The sequence below is a fragment of the Paenibacillus sp. HGH0039 genome, from assembly GCF_000411255.1.
GTDB lineage: Bacteria > Bacillota > Bacilli > Paenibacillales > NBRC-103111 > Paenibacillus_F.
The window spans coordinates 866,209-881,839 of the sequence record NZ_KE150412.1; the positions used below are offsets into that span (position 1 = coordinate 866,209).

Below are 15,631 nucleotides of genomic sequence, written 5' to 3' on the forward strand. Positions count from 1 at the left end.
CTGCACCTCCTATCTAAGCTGAGTCTGTCATTTCACTCTTGATTAAGCCGAGGTTTCGAAGGAATTTCCTAAAGCCGCTTTTCTTGTTTCCTCCAAAATTTTCAACTCTTCGTTCCATTCCGTAAGCTCTTCCGAGCTGTCCTGATTACCTCCGCCGCCGCGCTGCTGGAGAAACTGCTGCGAAGACTGCTGCTGTCTGGAATCTTGGAACATCGTGGAAGACATGGTGTTTTGGCCGACTTCCATCTTGTCTACCTGAACGCCTTGGCTGTGCAGAGACTGTCTCAAATGTGCGAGTTGGCTTTCGAGAAGTTCTTTTCCCAGTGCCGTATCCGCTGTAAACTGGGCAACCAACTGACCGTTTTGCATCGTAAGGACCACATCAATGGTTCCCAAATGCTGCGGACGGAGCGAAAGTTTGGCTTCCGAGAAACCGTTCCCCATTTTCAGGCTCATGCGCTTCACCATGAACTGACTTAGTTCTTGAGCGAAGTTTTGAGCTGAAATCGTTGGAGCTGCCGCTTTGGCCGCCTGCTCCGGAAGAGTTGTTTTCATTCCTTCTTGAAGGCCTGTCAAACCATTCGCTGCCGGCTCGTTTTCGGATGCCGGGGTAGTGGATGTCTGTACCGCGTCAACGGTTTCATGAGCCGCTTGTCTCACCGAGTTCCAGACTCCGGTTCTTGCAGCCAGCAATTCCAATGAAGCTTTGACGCTGCCTGTCTTTGTGACGGTCATTACCGGCTCCGCGGCGTCAAGTTTGCTGTCAGTTGCGCTAGTAGGCAGCGTCAATTCCGTTTCGGCCGCTTTAGCCGTTGCTTTACCGGTTGCACCTGCCAGCTGCTGGTTTACAAGAGACGGCAGTGCCGTTTCCACCAGCTGCTTGAATTCGGCCGACAGCTGCTGCAGAAGCGGATGATCCGGCTGCTGCTTAAGCATGGCCGTCAAATCCAAAATCGTCTTCTGAAGTTTCAGCGAAGCATCGCCGCTGTCAAGCTGAATGGCCTGCAATCCGGTTTGCTGTGTGCCGCTTAACAGCTGAAGCAGAGCTGAAGCATCATTCGCCCACTGCTGCATGGCATCGGACTGGCTTAGCTTACTGAATAGCTCCGGACTGCTCTGTATAGTGCTAAGCAAAAGGTCCGCCATTCCTTCCGTTCCCGTTTGCCCTTCCATATCGCTCAGAGCTTCCTGGACAGGCGCCGGGAGGAAAGGAATCACTTGAAGCAGGCCGGCCAGGATGGAGTCGACGGAGCCGGCATTTTCCTCACCCGCTTCCTTCTGAAGCTGGCCGTTCATCACCTCTTGGAAAGTTCCCGCATCGCTCTTGCCGTTTCCTGCTAACGTTGCAGCCGCTGTTGTAGTCTTTGCCGTTCCCGCTTTAACCGCCGTAGACCCTGCTGACGGTGTGGACGAAGGCGTACTTGCTACTGGCATTTCCATTGTTTATTTTCACCTCCTTTCATTAAAGATTTATGGAACCAGATTACCGGTAATGGAAGCCGCGGTTTCCTTGCTGATGCCCGCGATTTCGCCCATTAATGCGGCACGCTTGCTCGTGTCCATTTCCCTTAGGATGGTTAACACCTGAGCCGAGTTCTTCCCGTACATATCGGATAATACTTTCGCGGCTTTGGACGCATCCATCGATGCGAACGTCTGGCTCAGCTCAGCCGAAGTCATCTTCTTTTGCGCGGAATCCGGTTTTTGCTGGAGAACGAGACGATCCTGGAGAGCCGCGATTTTTTGATCCTGAGAAGTTGTCAGATCCTTGAGCGCGATCGAAGCGTCCGCCGCTTTCTTCGGATCCATTTTTTCAAGCACTTTTACCCGTTCGTCTGTTTTCATCGCATTCAGAACGAGAATCGTTTCCTGCGGACTCAGGTTTTGAATGATTTGAGCGGCCTTACTCGGCATCATCTTCGCATAAACCGAAGCAAGTTCCCGCACTTTCTTGTCGTACTCTTCATCTTGTTTGGCCAGCTCTTTATCTTCCAGCTCCGCCTTTTGCTGCTTGAGGTCCAGAATCGTTTTGTCCTTCTGGGCACTCGTCTGATCCGCTTTATCCAGCTCTGTTTTAAGCTCCTGCACCTTGCTGTTCAACTGCTCGACTTCTTTGGTTTTCGTCTTTACTGCATCTTCTTCCGTCCCTTTAGCTGCGGGGGTGCTTTGCGCATCCTCTTTCGGCAGGGGAATCATTTCCCCCACGATCGGGATTTTGTTCAGCGTCCGCTGGACAGTTTTCATCACATCGTAATCAAAAACGGATAGAAGAACACCAAGAAGAACGGCCGTAAACACGAACGGGATCAGAAACCAGACCAGAAAACGTTCCAATTTACCGCCCGAGGACGACTCTGTGCCTGCTTCTTCCATGACGCCTCCTCCTTTCGTGCGGGTTTACTGATAGGACAACCGGATATGCCGATTGGATGCAATTTCGTCCAGCGCCTCTTGTTCCTTTTTCAGAACAAAACCGGTAAACTGCTCCAACGCTTTATCCCGCGCTTTCGTCCAGACTTTCTCATCGACCATTTTGTCGTTCAGGAGGTCCCTGTTGTGATTCACATGGCGCTGGGCTTTGGAGACGTCGTGACGTTTGCGCGCAATCAGATGCTCGATGTGATCCACATAAGACTGCAGCTGACGAATCTCCAACATGGAAACCGGCCGCATGGAAGTTTCCAGCATTTTCTCCTGGGCTTCGTTTTTGAGACGAATCAGCTCCTGGAGAGAGCTTTCTTCGTGATTCAGGTTGCCGATGGCAGTAGAAAGATTCCACTCCGCCTGCGAACGCTCATTATTTTTCAAATTTACGATCTGCTGAAACGCATACTGGAATTTCATATTAGCCTCATCCTAACGAAAAATGATCGATCAAGCGCTGTTGGGCTTCTTCCAACGTCACTTTTTCATTGGTTTTTTGTTTAACAAAATCAAGGATCTCATCCATATACTGAAGTGAAATATCAATTTCTTGATTTGATCCTCTCTGGTACGCCCCCAAATTTATCAAATCTTCCGAATCCTTATAAACAGAAAGCATTCGTTTGAGATGAGACGCAGCGTCGAGCTGCTCCTGGGTAACGATTTCTTTCATCACCCGGCTTACGCTGGCAAGAACGTTAATGGCGGGATACTGGCCTTTGTTGGCGATATTCCGGTCCAAGACGATATGACCGTCAAGAATACCACGAACCGCATCCGCGATAGGCTCATTCATATCGTCACCGTCCACCAGTACCGTGTAGAAAGCAGTAATCGAGCCTTTCAACCCGGTTCCGGACCGTTCAAGCAGCTTGGGCAGAAGGGCGAAAACCGAAGGCGTATACCCTCTCGTCGCCGGAGGCTCTCCGACCGCCAGACCGACCTCACGCTGAGCCATCGCAAAGCGGGTTACGGAGTCCATCATGAGCATGACGTTCATCCCGCGATCCCGGAAATATTCGGCAATGCTCGTTGCGATAAAAGCTCCTTTGATCCGGACCATCGCCGGCTGGTCCGACGTAGCGACAATGACGACAGAACGCGCCAGGCCCTCCGGCCCGAGATCTTTCTCGACGAATTCGAGAACCTCACGGCCCCGTTCTCCGATAAGCGCGATCACGTTGACGTCCGCCGACGTGTTTCTCGCGATCATGCCGAGCAGAGTGCTTTTGCCCACCCCGGAACCGGCGAAAATACCGACCCGTTGTCCCTTGCCTACGGTAAGCAGCCCGTCGATTGCCCGGACACCGACGCCGAGCGGCTCTTGAACCCGCGGTCTCGACAAAGGATTGCTGGGGACATTGTTCGTAGAAACATGGGCCATTCTTGAGGGTAAGAACGAACCGTCCAAAGGCTGGCCGAGACCGTTTAATACTTTACCCAGCAGTTCGTGACCGACCTGCACCGTCAGCGGCTTTCCAGTTCCGACCACATCGCAGCCGGGGCCGATCGCTTCAAGTTCGCCAAGCGGCATCAGAATGACCTTATTGCCTCTGAATCCGACAACTTCCGCCATCAGCGGTTGATTGGATTTATGAGGATAGATGTGGCATAACTCGCCGATACTTACATCCGGACCTTCCGATTCAACGGTCAAACCGATCACTTGCGTCACTTTGCCGTTTACCCGGACAGGATCCAGTTGCCTGAGAAAGTCTACATATTTGCCTGCATTCGGGCTTCCTTGACTCATGATTCATCACCTTCACCGTGAAGGGCAATTCGCTGCAAGGCCAGCTTGATCTCGTGAAGCTGCGTATCGATGCGGGCATCAATGCTTCCGAACGTGGAACGGACTACACAGCCTTCGTCCTGAACACTCGCATCCGGGATAATTTCCAGCTCGGCCTGCGAGTCGATTGCCGACAGCAGTTCTTCGCGGGCATCCTGAATGTAAGCGAAGTAGCGGGGTGCTACGCAGAGCGTGATCGTTCCGCTCTCTTTTCGACGAACCAGCACGCTGCGAATCGTTTCGATCATCCATTCGGGCGATACGGTCAGCTGCTTGGAAATGATTTTCTCCGCAATGGAGCAGCTTAATTCGATGAGAAAAGGTTCCGCTTCCTGAATGACCTGCTGTTTTACCTGGTAAGCCTGCTGCAGTACCTGCCGCGCTTCCGATAACATCTCATCGTACTGCTGGCTGACATCTTGCCGGGCTTGATTCAAGCCTTCTTGATAACCCGTTTCGTAACCGGTTGTCCGGGCCTGCTCCTGATGCTGCTCATCTTCTTCGCGCCGCTGCATCCACCAAGCTTCGATTTCGGCTTCCGTCTGTTCTTTCAGTTCGGATACTTCCTGGATCGCCTGCTGCATATGGGTTTGCGCGAAGGATTCAGCATCCTCGAGAATATGCCGTTTTAAGCTTTCCGCTTCGCTCAGCTGCGCTTCTTCTTCTGGAGTGAACCGCGGTTCATCTTCCGGAAGCTCAGCCTGAGGCGTATAAATCGGTTTGACCGGTACCCGGTAAGCGTTTGTCTCATCCGCAGGAGCATAATGGAAAGGCTTTAGGACGTTAGACAATAATATCGTCTCCTCCACCGCGTGCGATGATGATTTCTCCTGATTCTTCTAGGCGGCGAATTGTTGATACGATCCGGGTTTGCGCTTCTTCGACATCGCGCAGCCGAACCGGGCCCATAAATTCCATTTCTTCTTTGAACGTCTCCGCCATCCGTTTGGACATGTTGCGGAAAATAGCTTCGCGGACTTCCTCGCTCGCCACTTTGAGCGCAAGCTGAAGGTCGGCATTCTCGATATCGCGGACAATGCGCTGAATGGAACGGTTGTCCACATTGACGATATCTTCGAAAACGAACATCCGCTTCTTGATTTCTTCGGCGAGTTCGGGATCTTGAATTTCGAGCGAATCCAGAATGGTGCGTTCCGTACCTCTGTCTACTCCGTTCAAGATTTGAACGATCGAAGAAATACCGCCGGCCGATGTGTAATCCTGTGTAACGGTGGCCGAGAGTTTCTGTTCGAGCACTCTCTCCACTTGAGAGATCACTTCCGGTGACGTGCTGTCCATTAGAGCGATCCGTTTCGCAACATCCGCCTGCTTCTCCTGCGGCAGGGAGGACAATATGATCGAGGCTTGTTCCGCCTGCAGATAAGACAAGACGAGTGCAATGGTTTGCGAATTCTCGTTTTGGATAAAGTTTAAAATCTGTGCAGGATCCGCTTTTCGGGCAAAATCGAACGGCCTTACCTGCAGATTAGCCGTCAGCCGGTTAATAATATCGACGGCTTTGTTGGAACCGAGCGCTTTTTCAAGAATTTCTTTCGCATAGGCGATACCGCCTTGGGAGATGTATTCTTGAGCCCGGCAAATTTGGTGGAACTCCGATAAAATCGATTCTTTCTCTAATGCGTCTACCTTGCGTACATTTGCGATTTCGAGGGTAAGCTGCTCAATTTCATCTTCGCGCAAATGCTTGAAAATTTGAGCAGAAACTTCCGGTCCGAGGCTGATAAGCAGAATCGCCGCTTTTTGCCTTCCCGTTAACCCCTGATGTATTGCTCCTCTTGCCAAACACCCACACCTCTATTCATCCACCAGCCAGGTTCTAAGCAAATTGACAAATTCGTCCGGCTTTTTCTTGGCTAGCGTCTCTAATTGCTTGCGTACTTGATTTTCGTTGGAGACATTCTCGATATCGATCGTAGGATATTCCACTTTTGCCGGTGGAAGGTCAAGCTCATCCTCTTCTTCTCCAGCTTTTTTCTTTCTTCTGATGGCGTACATCCCGAGCGCACCAAGCAGCAGAGCAGCCAAACCGATTCCGCCGTACAGAAGATATTGCTGCCAATTCGTACCCGCAATTCCGGATGGTGTTACGAATGTTTGAGGAACTACTTTCACTTTGTCCTGAATTTGAGCCGGCGTGTATTCCACCTTGTTGTCGGCAAGCGACGCACGAACAATGTTCGCCATTTGCCCTTCGATGAGACCTTTCAATTCCGCTACCGCGGCCTGGTCTTTCCCGGTTGAATCAAATCCGATATTGATGCTGATATCTTTGACGACATAAGGCGTCTGGATAATGTCGTTCGTGATGCGGTTAATTTCGTAATTGACCGTTTTGCTGCTTTCTTCGGAGTTGGCATTACCGGATGCGGCTCCTCCCGGATAACCAGGCACGTCCGTCTGACCGGTTCCGGCCACTCCCCCCGTATTTCCTCCCGTACTCGTAGAAGTTTTGGAGGATTCCTGGGTAGAAATTTCAAGTCCCTTCTTGTCTTCCACATTAGGCGGCGTAACCAGATTTTCCGTCGTTTTCTTCTGGTCGAAGTTCATCGTCGAGAAAACACTGACAACCACTTTGTCGGGACCGAGCATTTTGTTGAGAAGATTTGTAATATTTCCCTGTACACTTGTTTCAAACTTGCGTCTGATGTCGAATTGGTTCTGAACCAGACCTGAAGTGCTTTGACCGCCGTTCGTTTCCTTCGAGTAAGCCAGGAACTGTCCGTACTGGTCGGAAATCGTTATGTTCTGCAGCGGCAAATTTTTGACGCTGTGTGAAACGAGGTTATAAATCGTATCTACTTGCCCCTGATCCAGCGAGTAGCCCTGCTTCACGTTCAGTACAACCGACGCCGTGGCTTCTTGCTTCTGATTGGCGAGAAATACCGTCTCATCCGGCATCGAGATCAGAACCTTCGATTTATCCACCGCTTCGTTGGAGTTGATAAGCTGTTGAAGCTCTCCCTGCACCGCGCTTAAATATTTCACTTTAAACTCGTTGTCCGTCATTCCGAAGGCACTGTCCGAAGCGAACGCGTCGTAACCGATCGAACTTCCTTTGTTCAAGCCTTGTGATTCAATGCCCAGCTTGACATTGGCGACTTCGTTCTTCGGCACTTCAATGCTTTTCCCGTCGGAACTAAGGTTATAAGGGATTTTCGCCGTGTCCAGGTACCCTTTAATCGCAGCGGCATCTGCCGGCTGGAGATTCGTATACGCCAGTGAATACTCGGTTTTCGCGAGATTGTAGCTGATGATTCCAATAGTCAATAGGAGAACGAACAATGCAGCTACAAAAGTAAGCTTGGTCGTTTTGCTATATTGATTCCAATACTGTTTGGCTTTCTCCCAATATTGGAGCAATCTTTCGTTCACAATGTCACCCCATCCGATTCAATCAATGTCGATCATGGTTCAGCCGCCGTTAGAGCTGCATCCGCATGACTTCCTGATAAGCTTCCACGACTTTATTGCGCACCTGGACGGTGAACTCTAAACCGAGCGATGCTTTTTCGGAAGCAATCATCAATTGATGGACGTCCGATAATTCTCCTTTGGCGAACTGCTGGTTGAGTCCGTCTACCGTATGCTGATCCGAATTCAACCCGTTCATGGCCTCGCTGAGAAATGAGGAAAACTGCTTTGTAAATTGGGAGGCACTTGCAGGCTCGCTCCCCACCGGCTGCTTTATTGTCTGCACCGGAGAAAATGCATTTAGATAAGTCGGGTTTACCACACTCATTCTCCTTTTTTATCTTTTATCATCTGCCGATTTCAAGCGCTTTGCTAATCATGCCTTTACTTGCGTTAAGAGCCGTTACGTTTGCTTCATAAGACCTTGTGGCGGAAATCATATCCACCATTTCCTTGGCGACATCGACGTTCGGCATCATGACGTACCCCTGCTGATTGGCATCCGGGTGCGAAGGATTGTAAACCTGCTTGAACGGCGTCGTATCTCCGGAAATACCGGATACCCGAACCCCCTGCCCCGTCCCATCCGTCATTGCCGAGTTGAGCATTTGAGCGAACGTGGGCTGGTTTTTCGGTTCGACCGAAACGATTTTACGCTGGTAGGGTGTCCACTGCCCGTTCACAAATGACGCCCGGGTCGTATCCGCATTCGCGATATTCGAAGAGATGACATCCATTCTTAAACGCTGCGTCGTTAATGCCGATGCGCTGATGTCAAAGCTATTCGTAATTCTCATCCACTATCTTCTCCCATCCATCGCAATCTTCAGTTTACGGAACTCGTTATTCATCTCTTGTACCATCGTGTTGTATTTAAGCTGATTTTTGGCCATCAATGACATCTCGTAATCCATGTCGACGTTGTTTAAATTGTTGTTCATCAAACTGTTCGGATCTGATTCAACAACCGCTTGGCCGGGTAAGTTGGTATTAGATGGAATCTGCAGGTGTCTCGAATTTGTGCGTCTGCCTTCCAATACCGGCTGGTTTCCGGTCATCTTCTCTTGGAGTAATTCCTCGAACAGAACGTCTGACCTTTTAAAATGAGGAGTGTCGGCGTTGGCCACATTGTTGGAAATCACCCGCTGCCGAAGGGCTGATGCATCCAGTGATTTCTCCATCCACTGAAATCCGGCTTGGTTTAGCAAGAACATGGTTACCCCACCTTTTATGTCTTTATGAAACTAAATTCCATAATGAAACTTCACATTCCTCCTAACTTCGACACAAGGATTATTCGAAGTGTGTACATTATGTAGAATAATGTTGCTAAAATTATCATGAAGAAAAGTCTGGAAATAGACAATGAGAAAAAAGCCCTATCTTTAGGAAGATGGGCCTTCGTTTGGTTCATACATAAGTATGAAATTTTTGTTACATTTTAGACTTAACTTGGTCAATCGCCTGCATCAATTGATCATTCAATATACGAATGTACGTTCCTTTCATACCAAGAGAACGCGTCTCAATGACACCCGCGCTTTCCAGTTTACGGAGAGCATTTACGATCACGGATCGAGTGATTCCGACACGATCTGCAATCTTGCTTGCAACGAGAAGTCCTTCTTTTCCTTCTAATTCTTCGAAAATATGCTCCACTGCCTCCAGCTCGCTGAACGACAAAGAACCGATGGCGACCTGAACCACTGCCTTGCTTCTTGCCTCCTGCTCAACCTCTTCCGCCCGCATATGAAGGATTTCCATTGCCACGACTGTCGACCCATACTCTGCCAAGATATAATCATCATCTGTGAAGGCAGAGTGTGTTCTGCATAGGACTAAAGTCCCAAGTCTATCGCCGCCACCCAAAATCGGCACAATGGTGAAGTAGGTATATTCTCTTAAGTTCTTCATTTCTTCCACAAAAGTCGGAAACATTTCAAGCGCATCCGAATTCGAAGTGGTTTCATCCACTTTTAGAAGAAAATGATTGAATTCCGGCGAGAATCTTTTCTCATCCGCCACGATTCGATTGATTGCCGAAGTCGGCAGTTCATTCGTCGTCGCGTATCCTAACAATTTGCCTCGTCTGCTGACCACATACACATTGGAGTGAATGGTGTCCCGCAAAACCTCGGCCATATCCATAAAACTGACAGCACTCACCGCCTCCTTCTGGAGCAGACGGTTAAGCCTTCTCGTTTTGTTCAACAAGGTCATTGGCTTGCCTCCTACAATCTTATACCCAAGAATAGAAAACCGAAGGCGGGCAACGCCTTCCGGTTTACAAAATATATTGGCTCAAATCCCGGTTCTGAACGATATCGCCCAGCTTCTCGCGGACGTATTCAGGCGTGATTACCATTTCCTCCAGATTTAATTCCGGAGCTTCGAACGATAAATCTTCCAGCAGCTTCTCCAAAATGGTATGCAGCCGCCGCGCACCGATGTTTTCCGTGCTCTGATTGACTTCAACGGCAATGCGCGCAATCTCTTCGATCGCGGACTGGCTGAAATCAATCCGGATTCCTTCGGTTTCCAGCAAAGCCGTGTACTGCTTGGTTAACGCGTTTTTAGGTTCCTTAAGAATGGAAACAAAATCTTCAAGCGTTAAATTGCTGAGTTCTACCCGAATCGGAAAACGACCCTGAAGCTCCGGTATCAGATCGGAAGGCTTGGAAACATGAAAAGCCCCGGCCGCAATAAACAGAATATAATCCGTTTTGACAGGCCCATACTTCGTTACGACCGTGGAGCCTTCCACGATCGGGAGAATATCGCGCTGGACGCCTTCGCGAGAAACATCCGGTCCGCCGCTTCCACGGCCGTTGCCCGCGATTTTATCGATCTCATCCAGAAAAATGATTCCGCTTTGTTCGGCACGCCGGATGGATTCCTGAATAACCTCATCCATATCGATCAGTTTCTGCGCTTCGTCCTGGGTAAGCACTTTTCTCGCTTCTTTAACGGGAAGTTTCCGCTTCTTCGTGCGTTTCGGCAGGAGGCTGCCGAACATTTCCTGCATGTTCATGCCGGCTTGATCCTGCCCCTGGCCAGCCAGCATATCCAGCATGGAGGGAGAATTATCTTCCACATCGACTTCAACGATGTAATTTTCGAGTTCACCGCGCTTAAGCTGTTCTTTGATCTGCGCGCGCTTCGTTGCCAGCTGAGGATCCTTATCCTCCTCATCCGGTTCCTGGTTGCCCTGCTGATTGCCGAAAATCATCTCCAGCGGATTGCGCTGAAATTTGGGACGGCTCGCGCTTGGCGCCAGAATGGACACCAGACGCTCGTTGGCAAGCTCTTCCGCCCGTTCCTTCACACTTTCGGTACGTTCGCTCTTAACCATACGTATCGACGTTTCAACGAGATCCCGGACCATGGACTCCACATCCCTGCCCACATAACCGACCTCGGTAAATTTTGTAGCTTCCAGCTTCACAAAGGGGGCTCCGACCAGTTTAGCGAGTCGTCTTGCTATCTCCGTCTTGCCCACTCCTGTCGGCCCGATCATCAGGATATTTTTGGGCACAATCTCGTCACGCATGGATTCTTCCAGTCTGCTGCGGCGAAAACGGTTACGCAGGGCTACGGCTACGGACTTCTTGGCCTGCTTCTGACCGACAATATACCGGTCCAGCTCTTGCACGATTTGTCTAGGTGTAAGGGAGCTTGTGCTCAAAAGGAACCCCTCCTTCATATAGTGCCCGATAAGACTTGGTTGCAAGCCTTACCTGCCTATTGCTCGTCGGTCGGCGTTATATTTCTTCTACAATAATATTGTGATTCGTAAACACGCAAATATCCGCGGCCATTTCAAGCGATGCTTTCGCAATGTCGGCTGCGCTCATGTCGGTTGCGTAACGGGAGAGGGCGCGACCTGCCGCCAGGGCAAAGCTGCCTCCCGAACCGATTGCAACGATGCCGTCATCCGGCTCGATAATTTCCCCGTTGCCCGAAATAAGCAGAAGCCCGTGTTCGTCCATCACGATCATCATAGCCTCCAGTTTGCGCAGAACGCGGTCGGATCTCCATTCCTTCGCCAGTTCTACGGCCGCCCGCTGAAGATTTCCGTGATGTTCCTCCAGCTTGCCTTCGAACTTCTCAAACAAGGTAATCGCATCCGCGACAGACCCCGCAAACCCGGAAATCACTTTTCCCCGGTACAGACGCCGCACTTTCTTCGCTGTATTCTTCATAATCATGCTGTTGCCGAAAGTCACTTGGCCGTCTCCGGCTATCGCCCCGCGGCCGTCTTTACGGATGGCGAATATCGTGGTGGCATGAAAAGTCGCATTTGTCGGATCCATAGTTCACCTCTCGATTCTTTTCCGAAGCTGTTTGCTGCGAGAGAACGGAAAATAAGAAGCAGCAGCAAAAGGTTGTTTTGATGCTGCTTCCGGAGTTTGATTTAAAGTGGTTGTGTACAGCGTCGTTCAAAACAACTTAATCGTAACACAGCCGCACTTTCACTTACAAGTTGACTGGACTGTATTTTGCGAAAAATTCTGAATAGTCTCAATTGCCCGTTCCGCAAGCTTTTCGTACTTCATTTTTTTATTGCGGATTTTTTCGCCCAGCGGCGGGAAAAGACCGAAGTTAGCATTCATCGGCTGAAAATGTTTGGTGTCCGCAGTCGTAATATACTGCGCCATGCTGCCAAGTGCGGTTTCCAGCGGGAACTGCAGGCAATCCAGCCCCTGTGCCAATCTTCCGGCGTTGATACCGGCGATCAGGCCGGATGCGGCCGATTCGACATAACCTTCTACTCCAGTCATCTGTCCGGCAAAGAACAAATTATCCCGGTTTTTGAACTGATAAGTCGGTTTCAGCAGACGGGGGGAGTTGATAAAGGTGTTGCGGTGCATAACCCCGTAACGCACGAACTCGGCGTTTTCCAGACCCGGGATCATTTGCAGAACCCGCTTTTGTTCGCCCCATTTCAGATGCGTTTGGAACCCGACAAGATTGTACAGCGTGCCGGCCGCGTTATCCTGACGAAGTTGAACGACCGCGTAAGGAAGCTCACCCGTATGCGGGTTGATAAGACCTACCGGCTTCATCGGGCCGTACAGAGCGGTTTGTTTGCCGCGTTTGGCCATCACTTCGATCGGCATGCAGCCTTCGAAATAGATCTCTTTCTCAAACTCCTTCACAGGTGCCGTTTCGGCCGTGATCAGTGCTTCGTAGAAAGCATCGAACTCCGCCTCCGTCATCGGGCAATTCAGATAAGCGGCTTCTCCCTTGTCGTACCGGGAAGCCAGATACACTTTGCTCATATCGATGGAGTCTTTCTCGATGATCGGCGCGGCCGCATCATAGAAATACAAATATTCTTCGCCCATGAGCGCCTGCAGGCTTGCAGACAAGTCCGGGGAGGTAAGCGGCCCGGAAGCCACAACGGTAATGCCGTCCGGAATTTCCTTAAGTTCCTCGGTGCGCACTTCAATGAGAGGATGATTGCGGAGGGTATCCGTGATCTCCCCGGAGAAGCCGTCACGATCGACCGCCAGAGCGCCTCCAGCGGGTACTGCATGCTTGTCGGCACTGGAGAGGATGAGTGAGTTCAGCTCCCTCATCTCCTGCTTCAGAACGCCTACCGCGTTCGTCAGACCGTTCGCACGCAGCGAGTTGCTGCACACAAGCTCGGCGAATTTATCGGTAATGTGCGCCGGTGTCTTCCGAACCGGACGCATTTCGTACAATTCAACGGGCACTCCCTGGCTGGCGATTTGAAAAGCCGCTTCACTTCCTGCCAGTCCGGCACCGATTACGGTTACTTTTTGTCCTGCTGTCAATGTTCACACCTCTAGTTCAATCGTTAGCAATCCGATCAGCCTTCGTCGTTTGCTTCATCTTTTACTTCTTCTTTAAATCCGCACTCTACACACTGGTGATTGACGGATGTTTTCGTCCGCTTCTCGATCATCATCGAGCCGCAGTTCGGGCAAGGCTGGGCAACCGGTTTGTCCCAAGACACGAAGTCACATTCGGGATAATGGTCGCAGCCGTAAAAAATACGGCCCTTTTTGCTGCGGCGTTCCACGACTTTACCTTCTTTGCATTTCGGGCATGTGACGCCGATATCCTTGACGATCGGTTTGGTGTTGCGACAGTCCGGAAAACCGGAGCAGGCAAGAAACTTGCCGAAGCGTCCCATTTTATAAACCAGATGTTTACCGCACTTCTCACAAATCTCATCCGAAACTTCGTCCTGGATTTCGATTTCCTTCATTTCTTCCTCGGCGAACTCCAGCCGTTTTTCGAAAGAACTATAAAATTCGTCGAGAACTTTGACCCAGTTTTCTTTGCCTTCGCCTACGTGGTCAAGCTCTTCTTCCATCTGTGCGGTAAATTCCACATCGAGAATCTCGGGGAAAAACTCGCTCATCAGTTGAATAACCAGTTCTCCCAGCTCGGTGGGCACGAACTTCTTTTCCTCAATGGCTACATATCCCCGCTTCTGGATCGTTTCAAGCGTCGGGGCGTATGTACTCGGCCTGCCGATGCCCAGTTCCTCGAGAGCGCGTACGAGGCGGGCTTCCGTATATCGCGGAGGCGGTTGGGTGAAGTGCTGTTTCGGTTGGATTTCATCGGAAACGACCTGATCACCGGATTTAAGCGGAGGAAGCAGTTTGTCTTCTTCCGTCGTACCGTCATCGTTGCCTTCCACGTATACTTTCATGAATCCTGGAAACTTGAGTTTGGAGCCGACCGCCCGGAAAACCGTGTTTCCGACGTTCAAGTCGATGGTCATCGTGTCCAGTACGGCGGACGACATCTGGCTCGCAACGAAACGTTCCCACACCAGCTTGTATAAGCGGAACTGATCCCGTGACAAAAATTCCTTAACGGAATCCGGATCCCTCGTTACGGAAGAAGGACGAATCCCTTCGTGCGCATCCTGAGTGTTGGAGCCCTTCTTCGTATAGACGCGTGGGGTTTCCGGGTAAAAGCTTTCCCCGTATTTACCCAAGATGTATTCCTTGGCTTCTTCCTGGGCTACCGGAGAAATCCGCGTGGAATCGGTACGCATATAAGTAATTAAACCGACCGTACCCTCCTTGCCCAAGTCGATCCCTTCATATAACTGCTGCGCTACGGACATGGTTTTGGCCGCACGGAAATTGAGTTTCCGGGCCGCTTCCTGTTGAAGCGAACTTGTAATGAATGGCGGCGATGGATTGCGAAGCCGTTCTTTTTCCTTCACTTCCTTCACGATAAAAGGGGCTCCTTCAATCGCTTTCAGGACCGCTTGAACTTCTTCCTCGGAACCAAGCTCTTTCTTGGCGCCGTCCATGCCGTAAAATTTCGCTTCGAAGTGGGCTTTGCCTGCCTCGAGCATGGCGGTAATGGTCCAGTACTCTTCGGGAACGAAAGCCTTGATTTCGTTTTCCCGGTCCATAATGAGTTTGACGGCTACGGATTGGACGCGTCCGGCGGATAAGCCCTTTTTGACTTTCTTCCATAGAAGAGGACTGATCTTGTATCCCACAAGCCTGTCAAGTATACGCCGGGCTTGCTGCGCGTTCACCAGATCGATGTTAATCGGCCGCGGTGTTTTGAATGCGTCTTTAACCGCCTGCTTCGTAATCTCATTGAATACGACGCGGCAGTTATCGGTATCGTTTAACTCCAGATAGTGCGCCAGATGCCAGGCGATAGCCTCTCCTTCGCGATCCGGGTCAGCTGCGAGATAAACTTTTTTCACTTTTTTGCTGGCATCCTTCAATTCTTTCAAAACGGAGCCTTTACCGCGGATCGTAATGTATTTCGGTTCGAAGTCGCGTTCAACCTCCACACCGATCTGGCTTTTCGGCAGGTCCCGAATGTGACCCATCGACGCTTTTACAATATATTTACTTCCCAAATATTTACCGATCGTTTTGGCCTTAGCCGGTGATTCTACAATCACTAATGAGTCTGCCATCGGTCGAATGCTCCTCCCCTCAGTGTCATCTGCTGCTGCATGTATATCAT

The 15,631-nt window shown here is 50.4% G+C and carries 15 protein-coding genes; all 15 read right to left on the minus strand.

The annotated features are described in order from the left end of the window. Positions 1-42: 42 nt before the first annotated feature. Positions 43-1,440, minus strand: coding sequence for a flagellar hook-length control protein FliK (locus HMPREF1207_RS03610; RefSeq protein ID WP_009676756.1), 1,398 nt, complete (start codon positions 1,438-1,440; stop codon positions 43-45). A gap of 30 nt (positions 1,441-1,470) precedes the next feature. Next, entirely contained in the window at positions 1,471-2,373 is a 903-nt protein-coding gene (locus tag HMPREF1207_RS03615) for a MotE family protein (RefSeq protein ID WP_009676790.1), read from the minus strand. A gap of 24 nt (positions 2,374-2,397) precedes the next feature. Further along, positions 2,398-2,844 carry a flagellar export protein FliJ gene (gene fliJ, locus HMPREF1207_RS03620; protein WP_009676776.1) on the minus strand — a complete coding sequence of 149 codons (447 nt, stop codon included), beginning with the start codon at positions 2,842-2,844 and terminating at the stop codon, positions 2,398-2,400. 7 nt (positions 2,845-2,851) lie between these two features. Continuing rightward, positions 2,852-4,177, minus strand: coding sequence for a flagellar protein export ATPase FliI (gene fliI, locus HMPREF1207_RS03625; protein ID WP_009676765.1), 1,326 nt, complete (start codon positions 4,175-4,177; stop codon positions 2,852-2,854). Beyond that, positions 4,174-5,007 (minus strand): FliH/SctL family protein, encoded by an 834-nt coding sequence (locus HMPREF1207_RS03630; protein ID WP_009676780.1) that lies wholly within the window; start codon positions 5,005-5,007, stop codon positions 4,174-4,176. Before HMPREF1207_RS03630 ends, fliI begins: the two co-directional genes overlap by 4 nt. Beyond that, complete coding sequence (fliG, locus tag HMPREF1207_RS03635; protein WP_016423453.1) at positions 5,000-6,019, minus strand: flagellar motor switch protein FliG; 1,020 nt, start codon at positions 6,017-6,019, stop codon at positions 5,000-5,002. Before fliG ends, HMPREF1207_RS03630 begins: the two co-directional genes overlap by 8 nt. A 12-nt stretch (positions 6,020-6,031) precedes the next feature. After that, complete coding sequence (gene fliF, locus HMPREF1207_RS03640) at positions 6,032-7,609, minus strand: flagellar basal-body MS-ring/collar protein FliF (RefSeq protein WP_009674479.1); 1,578 nt, start codon at positions 7,607-7,609, stop codon at positions 6,032-6,034. A 49-nt stretch (positions 7,610-7,658) separates the two neighbouring features. Next, on the minus strand, positions 7,659-7,970 hold the full coding sequence (fliE, locus tag HMPREF1207_RS03645) for a flagellar hook-basal body complex protein FliE (RefSeq protein ID WP_009674468.1): 312 nt from the start codon (positions 7,968-7,970) through the stop codon (positions 7,659-7,661). A gap of 25 nt (positions 7,971-7,995) precedes the next feature. After that, a complete protein-coding gene (gene flgC, locus HMPREF1207_RS03650; RefSeq protein WP_009674481.1) occupies positions 7,996-8,445 on the minus strand; it encodes a flagellar basal body rod protein FlgC in 450 nt (149 codons plus the stop codon). Between the two features lie 3 nt (positions 8,446-8,448). Next, positions 8,449-8,862 (minus strand): flagellar basal body rod protein FlgB, encoded by a 414-nt coding sequence (gene flgB, locus HMPREF1207_RS03655; protein ID WP_016423454.1) that lies wholly within the window; start codon positions 8,860-8,862, stop codon positions 8,449-8,451. A 220-nt stretch (positions 8,863-9,082) separates the two neighbouring features. Then, entirely contained in the window at positions 9,083-9,868 is a 786-nt protein-coding gene (gene codY / locus HMPREF1207_RS03660) for a GTP-sensing pleiotropic transcriptional regulator CodY (protein ID WP_009674483.1), read from the minus strand. 64 nt (positions 9,869-9,932) lie between these two features. After that, positions 9,933-11,333: an ATP-dependent protease ATPase subunit HslU gene (gene hslU / locus HMPREF1207_RS03665; RefSeq protein WP_009674474.1), complete on the minus strand. Its 1,401-nt coding sequence runs from the start codon at positions 11,331-11,333 to the stop codon at positions 9,933-9,935. A 76-nt stretch (positions 11,334-11,409) separates the two neighbouring features. Continuing rightward, positions 11,410-11,961, minus strand: a complete 552-nt coding sequence (gene hslV, locus HMPREF1207_RS03670; protein ID WP_009674471.1) for an ATP-dependent protease subunit HslV — start codon at positions 11,959-11,961, stop codon at positions 11,410-11,412. Positions 11,962-12,120: 159 nt separating this feature from the next. After that, positions 12,121-13,449, minus strand: coding sequence for an FADH(2)-oxidizing methylenetetrahydrofolate--tRNA-(uracil(54)-C(5))-methyltransferase TrmFO (gene trmFO / locus HMPREF1207_RS03675; protein WP_009674472.1), 1,329 nt, complete (start codon positions 13,447-13,449; stop codon positions 12,121-12,123). Positions 13,450-13,484: 35 nt separating this feature from the next. Then, positions 13,485-15,581 carry a type I DNA topoisomerase gene (gene topA, locus HMPREF1207_RS03680; protein ID WP_009674480.1) on the minus strand — a complete coding sequence of 699 codons (2,097 nt, stop codon included), beginning with the start codon at positions 15,579-15,581 and terminating at the stop codon, positions 13,485-13,487. Between the last annotated feature and the right edge of the window lie 50 nt (positions 15,582-15,631).

Coding starts and splice junctions, on each gene's coding strand:
- HMPREF1207_RS03610 (WP_009676756.1), bottom strand. CDS start 1,440: ATGGAAATGCCAGTAGCAAGTACGCCTTCGTCCACACCGTCAGCAGGG.
- codY (WP_009674483.1), bottom strand. CDS start 9,868: ATGACCTTGTTGAACAAAACGAGAAGGCTTAACCGTCTGCTCCAGAAG.
- fliJ (WP_009676776.1), bottom strand. CDS start 2,844: ATGAAATTCCAGTATGCGTTTCAGCAGATCGTAAATTTGAAAAATAAT.
- flgC (WP_009674481.1), bottom strand. CDS start 8,445: ATGAGAATTACGAATAGCTTTGACATCAGCGCATCGGCATTAACGACG.
- fliI (WP_009676765.1), bottom strand. CDS start 4,177: ATGAGTCAAGGAAGCCCGAATGCAGGCAAATATGTAGACTTTCTCAGG.
- topA (WP_009674480.1), bottom strand. CDS start 15,581: ATGGCAGACTCATTAGTGATTGTAGAATCACCGGCTAAGGCCAAAACG.
- flgB (WP_016423454.1), bottom strand. CDS start 8,862: ATGTTCTTGCTAAACCAAGCCGGATTTCAGTGGATGGAGAAATCACTG.
- HMPREF1207_RS03615 (WP_009676790.1), bottom strand. CDS start 2,373: ATGGAAGAAGCAGGCACAGAGTCGTCCTCGGGCGGTAAATTGGAACGT.
- hslV (WP_009674471.1), bottom strand. CDS start 11,961: ATGGATCCGACAAATGCGACTTTTCATGCCACCACGATATTCGCCATC.